Below are 18,585 nucleotides of genomic sequence, written 5' to 3' on the forward strand. Positions count from 1 at the left end.
AGCAGGATGAACAAAAAGACCGAGGTAATTACCGTGAGCTTAACCGTTTTTACCGTAATTGCTGTGGTCATTATCTTTTACGCCAAAACTTTTGATAAGATCTTAAATTATACCATCTTTTTAGAAAGCATCAGTATGGCCAGTTCTGCAGCCACCATTTTTATCCTTCGGAAAAGAACCGCACATCTTGATAAAAAAACCATCTACACTGTTCCATTATATCCTATATTGCCTATCATATTTATTGCGGCCTATACTTTTGTGGCTTTCAGCATTTATGCTGATGACCAGAATGCGGCGCTAAATGGTTTATATATTTTTGTTGGCTTTCTGATCATCTATTTTGTATCGAGATTGTTTAATAAAAAATAGTTTCCCCCTGATCAGACCTTGCAGGTTTTAAAAATCTGCGAGATTAGTTAGGCAGACCTAAGTAAAATAAACCTGATTGGAATGAACATCCCGATTTTTCATCGGGATAAAATGGAAAGCAGGACTGATCTAACCTATAAACACAGAAACCTGCTTTACAAAAAATAAAGAATTCAACTTAAAGATTTTAAAAACCCAAGATTTAGAAAGAACTTTAAACAATCAATGAACAAAACACTCTCTTTAAAACAGGAAATTGCTTACGCTGCCGGTATGATTGGCTGGAGCACGATGACGAACATTATCATCGTAATGCTTCCCTATTTTTACCTGCCACCAAGCAACGCTGGTTTACCACCATTGGTACCGCAACTTGTTTTACTGGGTGCTTTCAATATCCTTTCCATCATTGCTGCTTCGGGCAGGCTGGTAGATGCCATTTACGATCCCTTTATAGCCTCGAGGAGCGATGCCAGCACAAACAAAAACGGCCGCAGGATGCCTTTTATGAAATGGGCCATTGTTCCGGCCATGCTTTTCTGTGGGTTGGTATTCTATCCCATCCAAAAAACAGAAAGCCTGCATAATGCCTGGTGGCTAACCATCACGCTTTGTTTATTTTTTATATCAGTTACCACTTACATTATTCCTTACAATGCTTTACTCGCCGAAGTAACCAATACACCCAGGCAAAAAGTTAAACTATCCAGCTACCAGCAGGTAGGTTTTGTGATCGGGATTATTTTATCGGCCTGTACCAATAACTTTGCCGATCTGGTTGAGGATAATTTCCATGTGGCCAACCGTAGCGAAGCCATCCAGGCTGCAATTTGGGGTTTATGTATTTTATCTGGACTGGTAATGCTGCTCCCGATTTTCTTTATCAACGAAAAGGAATTTTCGGTTGCCAAACCTACACACATACCCTTATGGCCGGCCATAAAAAGCACCTTTAAAAACAGTAATTTCAAATATTACCTGATCTCCGATTTTGCCTTTTATACCGCATTGAGCATTATTTCGAGCGGTTTATTATTTTTCTGCACCGTTTTATTGGGATTACCGGAATCGGAAGGAGGTAAATTTATGGGGGCTATGGTAATGGCTTCGCTGTTATTTTACCCACTGGTAAACTTCGGATCGGCTAAAATTGGGAAGAAACCCTTTGTACTGCTCGCTTTCGCCGTACTTTGCCTGATTTTTGTTACCATTTTCTTTTTAGGAAAATTACCTTTTGGCCCGCATACACAGATTTACATCCTGGTATTATCGGCATCCTTTCCATTAGCTGCCCTGGGGATTTTACCAACGGCTATCCTGGCCGATATTGCGCAAAAAGATACGCTGGAAACCGGCGAAAACCACGAGGGCATGTTCTTTGCTGTTAAATATCTTTTTGTAAAACTTGGTCAGACATTGGGAATTGCTATTTTTGCCATGCTCACCATTTATGGTAAAGACCCCGGAAACGATTTTGGACTGCGCCTAAACGGCATTGTAGGTTTTGGACTTTGTTTAATTGCGTTGCTGTTTTTTAGTAGATTTAGGGAGGAGAAATAGCTGAGCGCTGTGGGTTTGGCGTTTAGCGAAACACAATTTTTGAAAAATGAACGAATCGCTTGTACAAAAAGACTTTAGATTAAGGTACAGATCATTTATAATTACCGAAAAGGGACTCGAAGTAAAACACAAGAGCCTGCTCCGCTCAGGAGAATACCTGCTGGCCTACGAAAATGTTGGCACGCGAACCTACACCGATAACCGGGGAATTTATGGGCTGCTATTTTCATCGGCATTGCTGGGCCTTGTATCGGTTCTATTATACCTGTTAAGAAATGATGGAGAAGGTGTTGACAGTTCTGTTTACCTGCTTTATTCCGGGATATCGATGATATTACTGATCTTATTTCTAATTACCTATAAACGAAATTTTTATCTGGTAAAATATGGAAATGCAGATGCCATTGAATTTTTGCAGAACAGGCCATCGAAAGCTGAAGTAAATATATTTATCGAAACGCTTATCATTACCAGAAATAATTTTTTGCTAAATAAATATGGTAAAACGAATTTCAGTCTCAGCTACCAGCAAAACCATCAAAATCTGGTGTGGCTAACAAACAACGAGGTAATAGACAATGCAGAGTTCAACAATATGGTTAATAAGCTGAACTTCGAAATGCAACAGCAGCCAAACAAAATAAGCTTCGATTTTAGCCTAAATTAAAACCTTCTGTAAGCAATAATCAATTTAAGCAATAATCATAAAATACACGAACAGGGCTATGGCAATAGTACCATTTCACCCTGCCCATGTATTCCTTTTATATTTTAAGCATTTTTAGTAGCCCGGACTCTGTTTAAGTGTACCCTTGCTCCTGTCTATCTGATCCTGGGGTAAAGGAAAATACTCATCCCTGCTTTCTATACTAATGCCTTTTAAATAGTCGAAATATCCCCCCTCAAAAGAGAAATAGCTTTCCAGTGTCTGTTTGGCTATGCCCCAGCGTACCAGATCGAAAAACCGGTGTCCTTCCATCGCCAGTTCGAGCCTGCGTTCGAACCTAACCGCATTCCTGGCATAGGTATCGTTAGGGAAAGAAGTATATGCGCTTACCTTATATGCGGCAGCTGGTGCACCATTTACCTGTTGTGGGGTTATTTTGGCTGCCCTGGCCCTTACTATATTTACGAGTGCTAAAGCCCTTGGCAGATCACCTTTTTCTACCGCACATTCTGCTGCCATAAGATAAACATCGCCTAAACGGATCAGGTTTACATTCAACCCGGTTACATTGGTATTGCCCGGCGCTGTTCCGCTGGTAATCTGTGCCGCCTCAATTGTATTTTTAACAGCAACAAAAGGCCCACCATTAGAAGCATCACGGATCCATGTATCGCCGGCCATTATTCCCCAATCGCGGTAAGGAACACCACGCCTGCCTATGGTAGATTCGATACGCGGGTCAAAAGGCAGGGTTTTATCCACTACATAATTGTCTTTTGCGCTTCCGGTTAATCCAAAATCCGATTTATAGGGATTGGTGCGGTAGCTACCATCCAACAGGGGCAAACCGGCTATATCTACTTTAAAAGAATTGGCCAGATCAATAGAAGGCTGGAAGAAACCACAGCAGTTGATCGGCGTATTTCCATAAGGAAAATTCAGGATATCGCCAACGTTTCCATTGTCTCCACCCGTGCCATCAGTACCAACCGAATGCTGCACAGACATGATCGTTTCAGGCCCGTCTTCCTTTGTAATGTCGAAATTATCTGCATAAGGCATGGTGGTTAGATCTGGTTTAGCCAAAATTACAGCATTCAGCAGATCGTAGGCTTCCGGATATTTTTTCTGGTATAGAAATACTTTACCAAGGTAAGCCTGTGCGGCATATTTATCAACTCTTCCTTTTTGACTTTTAGGTTTGGTTGTGCTTAAATTGGCTACGGCAAACTGAAGATCATCTACAATATTTGGGTAAATGTCTTTATCATTTGGAACAAAAGTACCGCTGGTGGCTTCGGTAACATAAGGTACCAATTTAAACACCCTCACTAAAAAGAAGTAATAGTGCGCACGCAATAAACGGGCCTCGCCCTGTATTTCTTTGGCGCGGGCATCGGCAAATTTGGCCGAACCATTACCTGCCTGTAAATTTGCCAGTATTTTAAGGGTGTTGTTACAGCGTTGGATCCCCTCAAAACACCTGTCCCAAAGATTGGATAAATTATCGTTGGTACTGGTTGGCGAATGCTGTTCGATGGCATTCATTGGGGGCTGATCGCCGACACTACTGCCTTTATGGGCATTATCAGAAGCCACTTCGCCAAACAGCCATTGACTGGGTGCAGCGCCATAATTGCCGTAGGTACCATTTACATTCCCGTTTAGCAATGAATAAGCACCTACCAATAAACCTTCTACACCATCTTGTGTGGTTAACTGCCCTTCGGTAAGCTCGCCCTGGGGCTGCAGGTTCAAAAATTCCTTTTTACATGAGAAAGTAGAAAAGATCAGGAAAGAGAGCAGGATATATTTTACATGTTTCATCTTTGTTTCTTTTAATTAAAATCCAACATTAATACCAATTAAAAACTGACGGGGAGAAGGGTAAACGCCCTGATCTACCCCTGGCGCAGAGAAGGTATCCGTAATCTGGCTCACCTCCGGATCCATGCCCGTGTACTTTGTTATTGTGAATAAATTGGTTGCACTTACATACACCCTCAATTTGCTGATTGGCGAATTCGCACCAAATGCTTTAGCAGTAGGGATCGAATAACCGAGCTGTATGTTCTTTAACCTTAAAAAACTTCCATCCTGAATGTAATAGCTCGATGAGGCAAACTCCAGATCCGAAGCACCGGCATAAGCTGAAGGTATTAAACTGCCTGGATTTGAAGGACTCCAGGCAGTTAACAATCTGGTACTTTTTGCACCATCAAAAGATGGGAAATCAGTAAAATAACGTGTGGCCTGAAAAATATCATTGCCCTGAACGCCATAAATAAATGCGGCAATATCAAAGTTTTTATAAGATGCATTTAAATTTATCCCAGCGGTAAAATTAGGATTCGGATCTCCGATAATGGTACGGTCTTTCGGATCGATTACCCCATCGCCGTTAATGTCCTGATAACGCAAACCACCAACCCTGGCACCTGCGTATGATGGGTTGTTCTGGATATCGGCAGTACTCTGGTAAATCCCGGCAGTTTTATATCCAAAAAACGATCCAAATGGTGCACCTTCCTGCAATACACTGGTTTGTAAACTTCTGTAATTGCCATAAATCTGGTTAAAAATGCCCGGGGCCAGCCTAACGATCTCATTTTTGTTTTTAGAGAAATTCAGTCCGATATCAAATTTAAGCGGGCTATCATCTTTGATTCCATAATGATAAGCAACATTAAACTCAATTCCTTTATTGCTCATATCGCCGATATTTACAAATGGCGAACTGCCCAAACCAACCACGCTGGATGGTAAAGGAAGATTATAAAGCATATCTGATGTTTTTTTGTTGTACCAATCAACCGATCCATCTACAGCTCCGCCCAGTAAACTAAAATCAAGTCCGATGTTAAGCGCTTTTAACGATTCCCACTTTACGTCGGCATTTTGATAGGCATTTTGCCATACCCCGGTAGTTAATCCATTTCCCCCTCCAACAGCATAGGCCGAATTGATGATCGAACTCTGGAAACGGTTAATATACTGATAGGGAGGTATCCGCTGATTTCCGGTTTGGCCGTAACCTACACGGAGTTTCAGGTCATTTATCCATTTAACGCTCTTCATAAATTCTTCTTCCGATAATCTCCAGGCCACACTTGCTGCCGGGTAATTACCGTATTTATTGTTAGGGCCAAAGTTCGAAGATCCGTCGCGCCTGAAGGTAATACTCGCCAGATAACGGTCGTGATAAGAATAATCTACCTTTCCGAATAGGGAGAACAGTGATCCGATAGAGCCAAAACTGGTATTGCTGATATTGGAAGAACCGGTACTGAGGTAATAATAATCCTGATTGCCGATAATAAAGAAATCATTTCTGCCTGCGTTTAACTGGCGCGACCGTGACCTGATTGCCTCTGTACCAATAAGCACATTTACGCGGTGCAGCTCATTAAAAACCTTACTATAGTTCAAGGTATTGGTCCAGGTCCATTCTGTATTGTAGCCCTGATATTCGTTCAGGTTATTGGAGTTGTTACCTTCTGAAAACTCTAAATTCGGATAACGCATAGACAGGCCGTTAAAATTTTCGTAACGTAAACCAAAGTTGGTTCTTAATACGAGGCCCGGGAGGATATCACCTTCGGCAAAAACATTTCCGAAGAAAAAGTTGCTTTTGTTCTTGTTGTCCTTTGCCCTAAAGAGAAAGGCAAGCGGGTTTTCGGCATTCCCTAACTGACTTCCACGGCTACCGGCAAAATTTCCGGCAATATCATAAACCGGAATGATGGTTGGAATACGGTATGCCCAGCCCAATGCACTGCCCTGATCCTGGTAACTTCCGGGGGTATTGGGATTAACACCAAAGCCATAGCCTTCCGAATAGCTGTACTGGGCATTTTCACCAAAACGTACATGTTTGTTAAAAGCAGAGATACTGGTATTCGACCTAAGATTATATCTTTTAAAACCGGTGTATTTTATGGTTCCTTTCTGATCAAGGTAGCCGCCCGAAAAACTATAGGTAGCGTTTTCGCCGCCGCCTGTGGCACTGATCTGATAATTCTGGATGGGTGCCGATTCTGTAATCTCATCAAACCAGTTGGTTCCTTCCTTATTTGCCCTTGTAATCTGATAAAACAGATTGGGATCACGGCTATAGTTATACTTAGAAGGATCTGCATCCGCAGCAGTAACATCCTGACCCAATTTTGAACCGGCTACCAGGTAATCAGGTAATACAGGAGTTGGCCCCGAGCCATAATTTTTACCTGCTGCAATTGCTTTTCCTGCATTTTTATAGCCATCAAACACATATTGGGCGTATTGCTGGGGATTCATCATTTCAGGAAAACTACCCTTTCGTGGCGCCTGTGTACCAAAATAAGAATCGAGCGTAATTTTAGGAGGTCCGGCTACGCCTTTTTTGGTGGTGATGATTACGACACCATTATTGGCCCTCGATCCGTAAATAGATGCTGAAGAAGCATCCTTTAAAACCTGCATACTTTCGATATCGTTCTGATTAAGCCAGGATAACTTACCTTCAAAAGGTACCCCATCAATTACGTATAGAGGTTCGTTGTTATTGATAGTACTGATACCCCTGATGCGGATCTGCGGGGTAGAACCCGGTGCCCCATCATTTATAATCTGTACTCCTGTGGCCTTACCCTGTAGCGCTTCTACTGCACTGGCTGCGGGCTGGGCTTTTAACAGCTCCATGCTCACCACAGCTACTGCACCGGTAAGATCCTTTTTCCGCTGACTCGAATAACCGGTTACCACTACTTCAGATAATTTGTTGTTTTCGGCCAGTAAAACAATAGCAATATTGCTTTGGCTACCTACAGTAACTTCTTTTGATCCGTAGCCGATAAACGAAACCACCAATACATCGGCAGGTTTTGCCGCAATAGAAAATGCACCGGTTGCATCAGTAGTGGTACCACCAGGCCCGTTTTTGATTTTTATTGTTGCCCCCACTATAGGAAGTTTATCGTCACTCGCGGTAACTTTCCCTGTTACTTTAGATTGGGCACCTGCTTCAATTGCAAACAGCATACCGAGGCACAAGAGAAGATAACTCCTCCTGAAGAAAGATAGGTTTTGTTTCATAGGTTATAATGATAGTTAATGGTTATTAAGGCTTTGCACTTAAAAAAATGCCAATGCATGGCCAAACAGCAATAAAATTTGCAGCTCTTTTTTTTACTAATAATTAAAAGTTGAGCGGTTAATCTGCTAAATCTGGAGCAGATGCGTCAAAATCGACTTTTTAAAATAGGGATGTACTGTTTTTTTCATAGTGTAGTAATTGGTTAGATAGAGGTGGGATATTTATATTATTTACATAGTTGACTTATAATACAAAACAATAAAACTAAAAAATACATATATAACAAAATAAATATACAAAAATAAAATCAAGAGACCTATAAAATTGCTACAAATTGAGCTTTCGGTAACAATAGCTGCGCATGCGGATTGATTTAATGCAACAACTTGTTTTATTGGGCAGTAAATGGCCATGCATTATACATGTTTACGTTTTCCACATATAATTTGTATCTTTGCCCCCGAAGCAGGAATAAGGGCTTGTCATTCTGAATGACATATTCTCTCCGCAAGTTAGTCCTTCAATAAATGATCGTTCTAGCTTCTTCGATAAATATTACATAAAAACATACATGTTATTCAAAGAATTAAACCTCATTGAGCCGATTTTAAAGGCCCTTGAGACCGAAGGTTATACACAACCTACACCTATACAGGAGCAATCTATCCCAACCATATTAAAAGGAAAAGATTTATTGGGCTGCGCACAAACCGGTACCGGAAAAACCGCTGCCTTTGCCATCCCGATGTTGCAGTTACTGCACGAAAAACACATCAATACCAAAGCCACCAAAAACATTAAAGCCCTTGTTTTAACGCCTACGCGCGAATTGGCCATCCAGATTGAAGAGAGCTTTAAAGCTTATGGTAAAAATCTAAATTTACGCCATCTGGTAATTTTTGGCGGTGTAAACCAGTTTTCACAGGTAGAAGCGCTTAAAAAAGGTATCGATATTTTAGTGGCTACCCCTGGCCGTTTATTAGATCTAATGAACCAGGGTTTTATCAGTTTAAACACCATCGAATTGTTCGTTCTGGATGAGGCCGATCGTATGCTCGATATGGGTTTTATCCACGATGTGAAAAAAGTGGTGGCTAAATTGCCTGCAAAACGCCAGACCTTGTTTTTCTCGGCTACCATGCCTGATGAAATCCAGAAACTGGCCAATACCATTTTATCAAGTCCTACAAAAGTAGAGGTTACCCCTATTTCTTCAACTGCCGAAACCATCGTGCAGTCGGTTTATTTTGTTGATAAGCCAGATAAAAAGAAATTGCTGATCCACCTTTTGGAAGATAAAAACATTCAGACGGCTTTGGTATTTACCCGTACCAAACACGGTGCTGACCGGATTGTAAAAGATTTGGCTCATGCAGGGATTAAAGCGGCCGCCATCCATGGAAATAAATCGCAAAATGCCCGCCAAAGAGCTTTAACCGATTTTAAAGATCGAAAAATCCGTGTGCTGGTAGCTACCGATATTGCTGCACGTGGTATTGATATCGACCAGTTATCGCATGTGTTCAACTTCGAATTACCGAACATTCCCGAATCATACGTCCACAGGATTGGCCGTACAGGTAGAGCAGGTGCAAACGGTATCGCCATTTCTTTCTGTGATGCAGAAGAAAACGAATATTTATTGGATATCCAGAAACTGATTAAAATTACCCTTCCGGTTGTGGATGACCATCCTTATCCCTTAAGCTGGGAAAACATGCTGGCCAAAAACCAGATTAAACGTAAACCACAGGCGCAATCGAAAGGCGGTGGTGGTGGTAAAAAAAGCGGTGATGGCAACATGAGCGGCAAACCACGTAACGCCAGCAATAACAGAAGATTTGGCGGAAACAGAAGAAAGAAAGATTAGTTTTTAAGCTTAAAGACTAAAGCAGAAAAACTAAAGGTTTCAGCCCCATATATTAAAAACCCAAGTTGTGAAATACAGCTTGGGTTTGTTTTTTTAGTACATGCCAATGTTTATTAATTCCCCTAGTATCGTCATTTCGAGCGGAGTGTAACGAAGTCGAGAAATCTATCTCGAAAGCACCTTTAATTTAGATCTCTCCGTTGCGCTATGCTTCAGTCGAGATGACGGCATTTATGTAGGAATTTGCCCTAAGAAAAAAAATCCCCGAATTTCTCAACTCGGGGATTCTCTATATAAAAATTGCAGGAAGCTTTCTGCTTTGGTCTTTAGACTTTCAGCTTATTAAACTACCACATTAATAATCTTTCCCTTAACGAAAATGATCTTTTTAGGTGCTTTTCCATCCAAAAACTTCTGGAAGTGTTCATCGCCTAATAAAATGTTTTCTACCTCTGGCTGGGCTAAAGTTAAGCTCAGATTCAGGTTCATTTTCATTTTACCGTTGATCGAAACCGGATAAGCAAACTCATCTTCTACCAGATATTCGGGTTTAAATGTTGGATATGCAGTATATGATAAAGTTCCGGCTTCGTTACCCAATAATACCCAAAGTTCTTCACAGATGTGCGGCGCATAAGGTGAAAGGATAACAACCATATCTTCCAAAATCTGACGGTTTTTACATTTCAGATCGGTTAATTCGTTTACCGCAATCATAAAGCTCGATACAGAAGTATTGAACGAGAAACGCTCGATATCATCCTGTACTTTTTTGATGATCTTGTGTAATGCCTTTAACTCCGCTTTTGTAGGTACAGCATCGTTTACATGGAAAGCCCATTCTTCGTTGTGGAATAAACGCCAGAATTTGCGCAGGAATTTAAATACCCCTTCAATGCCGTTTGTATTCCATGGTTTACTCTGCTCCAGCGGACCTAAAAACATTTCGTACATACGCAAAGTATCGGCACCGTAACGCTCAATCAAATCATCCGGATTAACCACATTGAACTTCGATTTCGACATTTTCTCTACCTCAACACCGCAGATGTATTTTCCACCTTCAAGAATAAATTCGGCATTGGCATATTCTTCTCTCCAGGCTTTAAATTTATTCAGGTCTAAAATATCGTTCTCTACAATGTTAACATCAACATGCAATGCCGAAGTTTTGTATTCTTTTCTTAAACCGGCAGAAACATAAGTGTTGGTAGGTTTACCGTTCTCATCGCTAATGCGGTAAACAAAATTACTCCTGCCCTGGATCATGCCCTGGTTGATCAGTTTTTTGAAAGGTTCTTCCTCTTTGGTATAACCCAGATCCTTTAAAAACTTATTCCAGAAACGGCTGTACAATAAGTGCCCTGTAGCATGCTCAGAACCACCAATATACAAATCCACATCTTTCCAATATTCAACAGCTTCTTTCGAGGCGAAATCGTTATTGTTATTGGCATCCATGTAACGGTACCAGTACCAGCTACTTCCGGCCCAGCCCGGCATGGTGCTCAATTCGTAATGTCCGCCGGCTGCAGGCAACCAGTTTTCGGCCCTGGCCAAAGGCGGTTCACCTGTTTCGGTCGGTAAATATTTGTCTATTTCAGGAAGCAATAACGGCAACTCCTCTTCATTTACCAGATAAGGTAATCCATCTTTAAAGTAAACCGGAATCGGTTCACCCCAATAACGCTGACGGCCAAAAATCGCATCACGCTGACGGAAATTTACTTTCGCTTTACCTACACCTTTTTCTTCCAGCCAGTTGTTTAAAAACGCAACCGCTTCCTTATAAGTTAATCCGTTAATGAAACCCGAATTGATGTATTTACCTTCCTTAGTAGGGTCGGCCTGAACATCTATGTCTTTTTGTGCATCTAAAATCTGTACAATCGGCAAATTAAAGTGTGTAGCAAATAACCAGTCGCGCTGGTCGCCACTTGGAACGCCCATTACCGCACCTGTTCCATAACCTGCCAACACATAATCGGCAATCCACAACTGCACACGTTCGCCGCTAACAGGATTAATCACATAAGTACCCGTAAAAGCACCCGAAACCGTTTTGGTATCGGCCATACGGTCTAACTCCGATTTCTTTTTGGTTTGGGAGATATAATTTTCTACATCCTGTTTTTGTTCAGGGGTAGTTAATTCAGCAACCCACTCGTGCTCCGGCGCCAATACCAGATAAGAAACACCAAAAATAGTATCAACTCGTGTAGTGAAAACTTCAATCTGTTTATCGTTACCTTCCACCTGGAATTTAACCGATGCACCTACACTTTTACCGATCCAGTTGCGTTGCATTTCTTTAATCGGCTCAGGCCAATCGATGGTATCCAAACCTTGTAATAAACGATCAGAATAAGCGGTGATGCGCATACTCCACTGCATCATTTTCTTTTGCTCAACAGGGAAACCACCACGTTCAGAGAAACCATCTTTCACTTCATCGTTCGCCAAAACCGTTCCTAATGCTGCACACCAGTTCACCGTACTCTCGCGAAGGTAGGTTAAGCGGTATTTTAACAATTCGATCTGTTTTTCCTCATCGGTAAACGTTGCCCAATCGCTCGGCATAAAAGATTTGGTGTCTTCATCACAAACCGCCTTTACATCGGCTGTTCCAGAAGCATTAAATTTTTCGATCAAAGTGGTGATATCTTCTGCCCTATCGTTTTCGATATTGTACCAGGAGTTGAACAATTGCATAAAAATCCACTGCGTCCATTTGTAATAAGACGGCTCGCTGGTACGAACTTCCCTGCTCCAATCGAAAGAAAAACCGATCTGATCTAACTGGCGACGATAAGTTGCTATGTTTGCCTCAGTGGTAATGGCAGGATGCTGCCCGGTTTGTATCGCATATTGCTCTGCAGGTAATCCGAAAGAATCGTATCCCATTGGATGCAATACGTTAAAGCCTTTGAGGCGTTTGTATCTCGAAAAAATATCCGATGCAATGTATCCCAGTGGATGGCCAACGTGCAAACCTGCCCCTGATGGATAAGGGAACATATCTAACACATAGTATTTTGGCTTTTCAGAATTGCTTTCGGCTTTAAATGTTTGATGATCTGCCCAGAATTTCTGCCACTTTTGCTCTATTTCTTTGAATTGATAATCCATTGCAAGTTTTAAATTTTTAAAGGGGCGAAAATACGGAAATTCAGGGGCTTAAAAAAGCAGATCAGCGATATTATTTTGCCAAAAGAAATGCAGAATAAGAAGAAGTTAGGTGTGCGTTTTTTTTATTGACGGTCGTCACCCTGAATTTATTTCAGGGTCTATTATACAGGAGATGCTGAAACAAGTCTATTTCAGACGAAACATTTTTTTTTAGTGCCGATTAGTAACAACCCACCCCAAAAAAACGCCCCATTGATCTAAAAAATCAATGGGGCAGATATATTATAGAATATTTAATTCCTTATCGCGATAAATAGTACACTTTGGTAACGTTTGTTTTATCAATTTTAGCGGTAAACTGCAATTGACTGCCCGAAATACTGTTTATTTTACAATAATTTAATCCATCATTGATATCCATAGTAAACTGATCAGAATAAATGATTGCATAAGTACCAATTGTCCTATTTCCCGACAAACTTAACTCCACCTGGTCATCGTTATTCGATTTATAATCAACATAATCGCTGGTAGTGCCATACTTAACATCGCCATTTACTTTTTTAGGATCTTTTAAAGTATCTTCTGCGGTGTAACCTGTAGTCACAATCCTGTTTAAAGTCCACCTGCCTAACATTTGGGCTTTTAAAGAAGTAGTATCTTTCTTACATGAAATGATAGTCGACGTGAGAAGCATTAACAAACTTAGGATAGTAATTTGTCTTTTCATAGTGAATTTAGGTTTAAAGAATATCTAATTAACGCCCTGTTCTCAAATTTCGTACCGAAATTTTGAAAAAGCTAATTTTATGAAAGAACCTGCCGGTCAAACTAAAAGCCAAAGCAACGCGTTTATATTCATTTAACAATCATTAATTGGTGTTTATCAGGTATAATTTATATTTTCGCAGAAACAAAAATGAAATACATGGAAGAATTCGAAGTAAGTGAGGCATCTAAGAAAACCAAAACCATTTATATCTCTACTATAATCAGTATTGCATTGGTTTTATTAATGCTGGGACTGCTTGGGTTGGTACTTGTACACGCCAAAAACCTGTCTAACTACGTTAAGGAAAACATTGTTTTAAACATTATTGTTGATGAAGGTGCAAAAGAAGCCGATGTTCTGGCCTTTCAGAAAGAGCTGAACACAAACCCTGCGGTAAAACAGACCCAATATGTAAACAAGGAACTTGCTGCCAGAAATTTAACACAGGATTTAGGCGAAGATTTTGTCAACTTTTTAGGTTATAACCCCTTAACCTCCACTTTCGATGTGTATTTAAAAGCAGAATATGCGAACAATAAAAGCATCGATGCATTGAAGGCAAGCATTTCTAAAAACCCGGTTGTTAAAGAAGTGGTTTACCAGAGTTCTTTAATCGACATGGTAAATAAGAACATCAATACCATTGGTTTAATTATTTTTGCTTTTGCAGTACTACTTTTAATTATATCTATCGCGCTGATTAACAACACCATACGGTTAGCTATTTATTCGCAGCGCTTTTTAATTAAAAGTATGCAGCTGGTTGGTGCAACGAAAAATTTTATCCGACGTCCTTTCTTACTGTATGCTGCTTTGCATGGTTTAATTGCCGCATTTATAGCCATCATTATTTTATTGGCTACTTTAATTTATGCCCGCAAAGAAGTACCAGAAATTATTATTTTAAATAACTACCAGGAATTTGGCTTTGTATTTATAAGCCTTTTAATAGTTGGTATTTTTATAACAGGCATTAGTACATGGTTTGCGGTAAGCAGATATTTACGTTTAAAATCTTATCATCTTTATAGATAATGGCAGAAAAAAAAACAGGTCCGGTTTTAAAGGACGTTAAAGGCAAAAATGAAAGCGAACTGGTTTTCACTACACAGAACTACAAATTGTTATTGATCAGCATTGCAGTTGTAGTAGTTGGTTTCGTTCTAATGATGGGTACAACCGGCGACATTTACGATTTCAGGAGAACGTTATTAGCACCTGTAGTGGTATTGGCAGGTTTTGTTTTTGGGATCTACGCCATCTTAAAAAAATAATTTATTCTAAAAGAATTATACATGTAAACGCTTAATTTATTTGATTAAGCGTTTTCTTTATTTCTTATCTTTTCATAAAAATATGAACGCTTTTGAAGCCCTTGTCCTTGCTGTTGTTGAAGGATTAACTGAATTTTTGCCTGTATCGAGTACCGGCCACATGATTATTGCATCATCGTTGATGGGCATCGCATCAGAACCATTCGTAAAATTATTTACCATTGTGATCCAGTTGGGAGCTATACTTTCGGTATTGGTGCTTTATTTCAAAAGATTCTTTAAGTCAATCAATTTCTACATCAAATTATTGGTCGCATTTATCCCTGCGGCAGTATTTGGCCTGTTATTGAGCAAAAAGATCGACGAATTACTGGAAAGCCCGATGGCCGTAGGTATTTCTCTTCTTATTGGTGGTGTTATTTTATTATTTGTGGATAAATGGTTTAACAAACCAACGGTAGAAGAAGAAGAAAAAGTGACCTATTTAACCGCTTTAAAAATCGGTTTCTTTCAATGTATCGCCATGTTACCGGGGGTATCACGCTCAGGAGCAACCATTGTTGGTGGCATGAGCCAGAAATTAAGCAGAAAGGTAGCCGCCGAATTTTCGTTTTTTCTTGCAGTACCTACTATGTTTGCTGCAACTGCAAAAAAACTTTACGATTTTTACAAAGAAGGACATACCATTACCCACGATCAGACCAATTTTTTAATTATTGGTAATGTGGTTGCTTTTATTGTGGCACTTTTGGCCATCAAAACTTTTATCGGCTACCTGAACAAACATGGTTTCAAAGTTTTTGGATGGTACAGGATTGCTGCAGGTTTAATTATCATCATCTTATTGCTTAGCGGACACAACTTACAGATTATATAATTCCTAAAATATCTTAACCGTAGATAATAAACGTCCGTGTTTATCTGTGTGAATCCGTGGCAAAAATTAAACACCTGATAATCAGAAAAGTGATGGGCACAAACAAAGAATAATCACGGTGTGCATCCATAGTAAAAAAAATTAAGCAAACCACATTGAATCCGTATCTTTGCGCAAAAAAGATTTGTGAGTACCGAAAATTCAAAATTTAAAGATTTCAATTTTGCTGAAGGCGAATTGCTGTTGATCAATAAACCATACAAATGGACATCATTTGATGTGGTGGGCAAAATCCGTAATTCTTTAAAACCATTAAAGCTAAAAGTTGGTCATGCCGGCACTTTAGATCCCCTTGCTACAGGCTTATTGATTATCTGTACAGGTAAATTAACCAAACAGATCGATACCTTTCAGGCCGAAGAAAAAGAGTATACCGGAACCATGATTTTGGGTGCCACTACCCCATCATTCGATATGGAAACCGAGGTGGATGAGACTTTCGATATCAGTAACATTACCGAAGATGAAATTTATGCAGCCTGTAAACCATTTATCGGCGATATAGAACAATATCCACCGGCCCACTCTGCCGTAAAGGTAAATGGGGAACGTTTATACGTAAAAGCCAGATTAGGCGAGGAAGTGGAGCTGCGTAAACGTTTTGTAAGCGTACCCGAATTTGAAATTACAAGGATCGAACTGCCTGAAATAGATTTCAGGATTGTGTGCAGTAAAGGCACTTATATCCGCTCACTTATCTCCGATTTTGGCAAACAGCTTAACAGCGGTGCCTATCTTTCTAAACTTACCCGTACCCGTAGCGGAAACTTTTTGCTTAAAGATGCGTTTGAGGTATTAGAACTTGTAAATTATATCCGTAGCAGGAAAGAAGAAGCTAAAACACAGGCAGAGGTATGAACCACATTAAAAACAGGAACACCAGGTTTATAAAAGAAATTCTCTTAATTATTGCAGGTGTAACTTCGGCATGTTTTGGCTTAAAAAGCTTTTTAATGCCCAGCCATTTTATTGATGGAGGTGTTACCGGTATTTCCCTTTTGGTAAGCACCTTAACCGGATGGAATTTATCCTATCTCATCGCCATTATCAACATTCCATTTGTTATTTTAGGTTACCGGCAAATTGGTAAGGGTTTCGCCTTTAAAACAGCTATTGCTATTGCGGCCCTTTCTGTAGCCTTAATTTTTCTGCCTTTCCAGCCCATTACCCACGATAAATTACTCATTGCATTTTTCGGCGGGTTATTTTTAGGCGGAGGCATCGGTTTGGCCATGCGTGGTGGTTGTGTAATTGATGGAACGGAGGTTTTGGCGCTATATATCAGTAAAAACAGTATTTTGACAGTAGGAAACATCATCCTGATCTTAAATATCATTATTTTTGCCTTTGCTGCTTATTTCCTGAATATCGAAACCGCACTATATGCCATTTTAACGTATTTATCAGCATCCAGTACGATCGATTTTATAGTAAACGGACTCGAACAATATACCGGTGTCACCATCATTTCGGAACATCAGGAAGCCATTAAAGGTTTCATCATCAACGAAATGAAACGTGGTGTTACCATTTATAAAGGCGAAGGTGGCTACGGCGAAAAGAAAGACATTGATATTGTTTTTACCGTTGTTACCAAGCTTGAAATGAGCAAATTACAAAGTGCCATCCGCCAGATCGATTCGGATGCTTTTGTGATTCAGCAACAAATTGCCGATTTAAAAGGCGGGGTGGTTAAACGCCACGCTTTACATTAATTTCCTATCCCATTGAAGATATACAATAACCTTTCGGAATTTAAAAAATTAGATAATGCCATTGTTACCATTGGCACTTTTGATGGTGTGCACTTCGGACATCAAAAAATCATTAAACAACTGGTAGAAAAGGCAAAAGCCGATAACGGGGAAAGTGTAATTTTAACCTTTTTCCCTCATCCGCGGATGATTATCGATCCTGAAAACCAGGATCTCAAAATGATCAATACCATTAATGAAAAAGCCGATATTTTAAAAGGCCTGGGTGTTGATCATTTGATCATTACGCCTTTTACCCGTGATTTCTCTAATCAGTTGCCTGAAGATTATATCAAAAACACACTGGTTGATAATATAGGCACCAAACACATCATTATCGGTTACGATCACCGTTTTGGCAAAGACCGTTCGGGTAATTTAAGCGATTTAAAAGCAGCTGGTTTACATTATGGTTTTACCGTGGAGGAAATTATGGAGCAGGATATCCACGATGTTGCCGTAAGTTCGACCAAGATCCGCCAGGCACTTTTAGCAGGCGATGTGGGTTTGGCCAACGATTACCTTGGTTATCCGTTTTCCATCTTCGGAAGGGTAATCAAAGGCGATAAAATCGGCAGAACCATCGGTTTCCCTACCGCAAATATATTTATAGAGGAAACTTATAAACTCATTCCGGGTGATGGTATTTATGCAGTTACCGTTGAGATAAGTTCGGAATTTAAAGACGACTCTGAATCGACAAGTGAACTTCGGACTTCGGACTTCGGACTTCGGACTTATAAGGGTATGGCCTACATCGGGCAGCGCCCAACTATTAACGGAATGACGAGAAATATTGAGGTAAACATTTTCGATTTCAACCAGGAAATTTACGGACAGGACATCAAAATGAACTTCCTTAAATTCTTACGACATGATGTAAAATTTACAGGTTTAGAAGCATTAACTATCCAATTACAAAAAGATAAGGAGGCTACGCTGGCTTATTTTAAGGGGTAATTTATTTCTATAGGCCTAACGCGATCGTCATCTCGACTGAAGCGCAGCGGAACGGAGAGATCTATCACGAGTTAGATTTAGCTTCGCTGAGCACTTATGTGGTTCTCGACTACGTTGCACTCCGCTCGAAATGACGACCCTATTATATAAAATCTGTCATTCTGAACGCAGTGAAGAATCCCAAACCGACAAAGCACAGAACCCAAATTGCGAGAA

At 40.2% G+C, this 18,585-nt stretch carries 13 protein-coding genes and 1 pseudogene; 10 read left to right on the forward strand and 4 right to left on the reverse strand.

What is annotated here, in order from left to right:
• The 3 genes and pseudogenes from B2V92_RS09275 to B2V92_RS09285 form a co-directional block, all read left to right on the forward strand.
• Positions 1–372 (forward strand): annotated as a pseudogene (locus B2V92_RS09275) (serine/threonine protein kinase); the annotation flags it as partial.
• 225 nt (positions 373–597) lie between these two features.
• The gene (locus B2V92_RS09280; protein ID WP_293307169.1) at positions 598–1,932 is read left to right on the forward strand and encodes an MFS transporter; all 1,335 of its coding nucleotides are present in this window, start codon (positions 598–600) and stop codon (positions 1,930–1,932) included.
• Between the two features lie 46 nt (positions 1,933–1,978).
• Entirely contained in the window at positions 1,979–2,599 is a 621-nt protein-coding gene (locus B2V92_RS09285; RefSeq protein ID WP_293307171.1) for a hypothetical protein, read from the forward strand.
• A 114-nt stretch (positions 2,600–2,713) separates the two neighbouring features.
• Here the strand turns inward: B2V92_RS09285 and B2V92_RS09290 are convergent, their stop codons facing one another.
• Positions 2,714–4,426: a RagB/SusD family nutrient uptake outer membrane protein gene (locus tag B2V92_RS09290; protein WP_293307173.1), complete on the reverse strand. Its 1,713-nt coding sequence runs from the start codon at positions 4,424–4,426 to the stop codon at positions 2,714–2,716.
• A 15-nt stretch (positions 4,427–4,441) separates the two neighbouring features.
• Positions 4,442–7,672 (reverse strand): SusC/RagA family TonB-linked outer membrane protein, encoded by a 3,231-nt coding sequence (locus B2V92_RS09295; RefSeq protein ID WP_293307175.1) that lies wholly within the window; start codon positions 7,670–7,672, stop codon positions 4,442–4,444.
• A gap of 572 nt (positions 7,673–8,244) precedes the next feature.
• On the opposite strand from B2V92_RS09295, the gene B2V92_RS09300 reads away from it, so the two are divergent.
• Entirely contained in the window at positions 8,245–9,543 is a 1,299-nt protein-coding gene (locus tag B2V92_RS09300) for a DEAD/DEAH box helicase (protein ID WP_293307177.1), read from the forward strand.
• 342 nt (positions 9,544–9,885) lie between these two features.
• Here B2V92_RS09300 and leuS read toward each other — a convergent pair whose 3' ends face one another.
• On the reverse strand, positions 9,886–12,672 hold the full coding sequence (gene leuS, locus B2V92_RS09305; RefSeq protein ID WP_293307179.1) for a leucine--tRNA ligase: 2,787 nt from the start codon (positions 12,670–12,672) through the stop codon (positions 9,886–9,888).
• A 301-nt stretch (positions 12,673–12,973) separates the two neighbouring features.
• Positions 12,974–13,309 carry a hypothetical protein gene (locus B2V92_RS09310; protein ID WP_293307181.1) on the reverse strand — a complete coding sequence of 112 codons (336 nt, stop codon included), beginning with the start codon at positions 13,307–13,309 and terminating at the stop codon, positions 12,974–12,976.
• Between the two features lie 291 nt (positions 13,310–13,600).
• On the opposite strand from B2V92_RS09310, the gene B2V92_RS09315 reads away from it, so the two are divergent.
• The 6 genes from B2V92_RS09315 to B2V92_RS09340 all read left to right on the forward strand — a co-directional run bounded on the left by B2V92_RS09315 (position 13,601) and on the right by B2V92_RS09340 (position 18,369).
• Complete coding sequence (locus B2V92_RS09315; RefSeq protein WP_293307183.1) at positions 13,601–14,479, forward strand: cell division protein FtsX; 879 nt, start codon at positions 13,601–13,603, stop codon at positions 14,477–14,479.
• The gene (locus tag B2V92_RS09320; protein WP_293307185.1) at positions 14,479–14,718 is read left to right on the forward strand and encodes a DUF3098 domain-containing protein; all 240 of its coding nucleotides are present in this window, start codon (positions 14,479–14,481) and stop codon (positions 14,716–14,718) included. The genes B2V92_RS09315 and B2V92_RS09320 overlap by 1 nt, the downstream gene beginning before the upstream one ends.
• A gap of 82 nt (positions 14,719–14,800) precedes the next feature.
• On the forward strand, positions 14,801–15,595 hold the full coding sequence (locus B2V92_RS09325; protein ID WP_293307187.1) for an undecaprenyl-diphosphate phosphatase: 795 nt from the start codon (positions 14,801–14,803) through the stop codon (positions 15,593–15,595).
• Positions 15,596–15,781: 186 nt separating this feature from the next.
• On the forward strand, positions 15,782–16,513 hold the full coding sequence (gene truB / locus B2V92_RS09330) for a tRNA pseudouridine(55) synthase TruB (RefSeq protein ID WP_293307189.1): 732 nt from the start codon (positions 15,782–15,784) through the stop codon (positions 16,511–16,513).
• Complete coding sequence (locus B2V92_RS09335) at positions 16,510–17,370, forward strand: YitT family protein (protein WP_293307191.1); 861 nt, start codon at positions 16,510–16,512, stop codon at positions 17,368–17,370. Before truB ends, B2V92_RS09335 begins: the two co-directional genes overlap by 4 nt.
• A gap of 12 nt (positions 17,371–17,382) precedes the next feature.
• On the forward strand, positions 17,383–18,369 hold the full coding sequence (locus tag B2V92_RS09340) for a bifunctional riboflavin kinase/FAD synthetase (protein ID WP_293307193.1): 987 nt from the start codon (positions 17,383–17,385) through the stop codon (positions 18,367–18,369).
• The last annotated feature ends 216 nt before the right edge of the window (positions 18,370–18,585 follow it).

Source organism: Pedobacter sp. UBA5917 (genome assembly GCF_002432345.1).
Classification (GTDB): Bacteria; Bacteroidota; Bacteroidia; order Sphingobacteriales; family Sphingobacteriaceae; genus Pedobacter.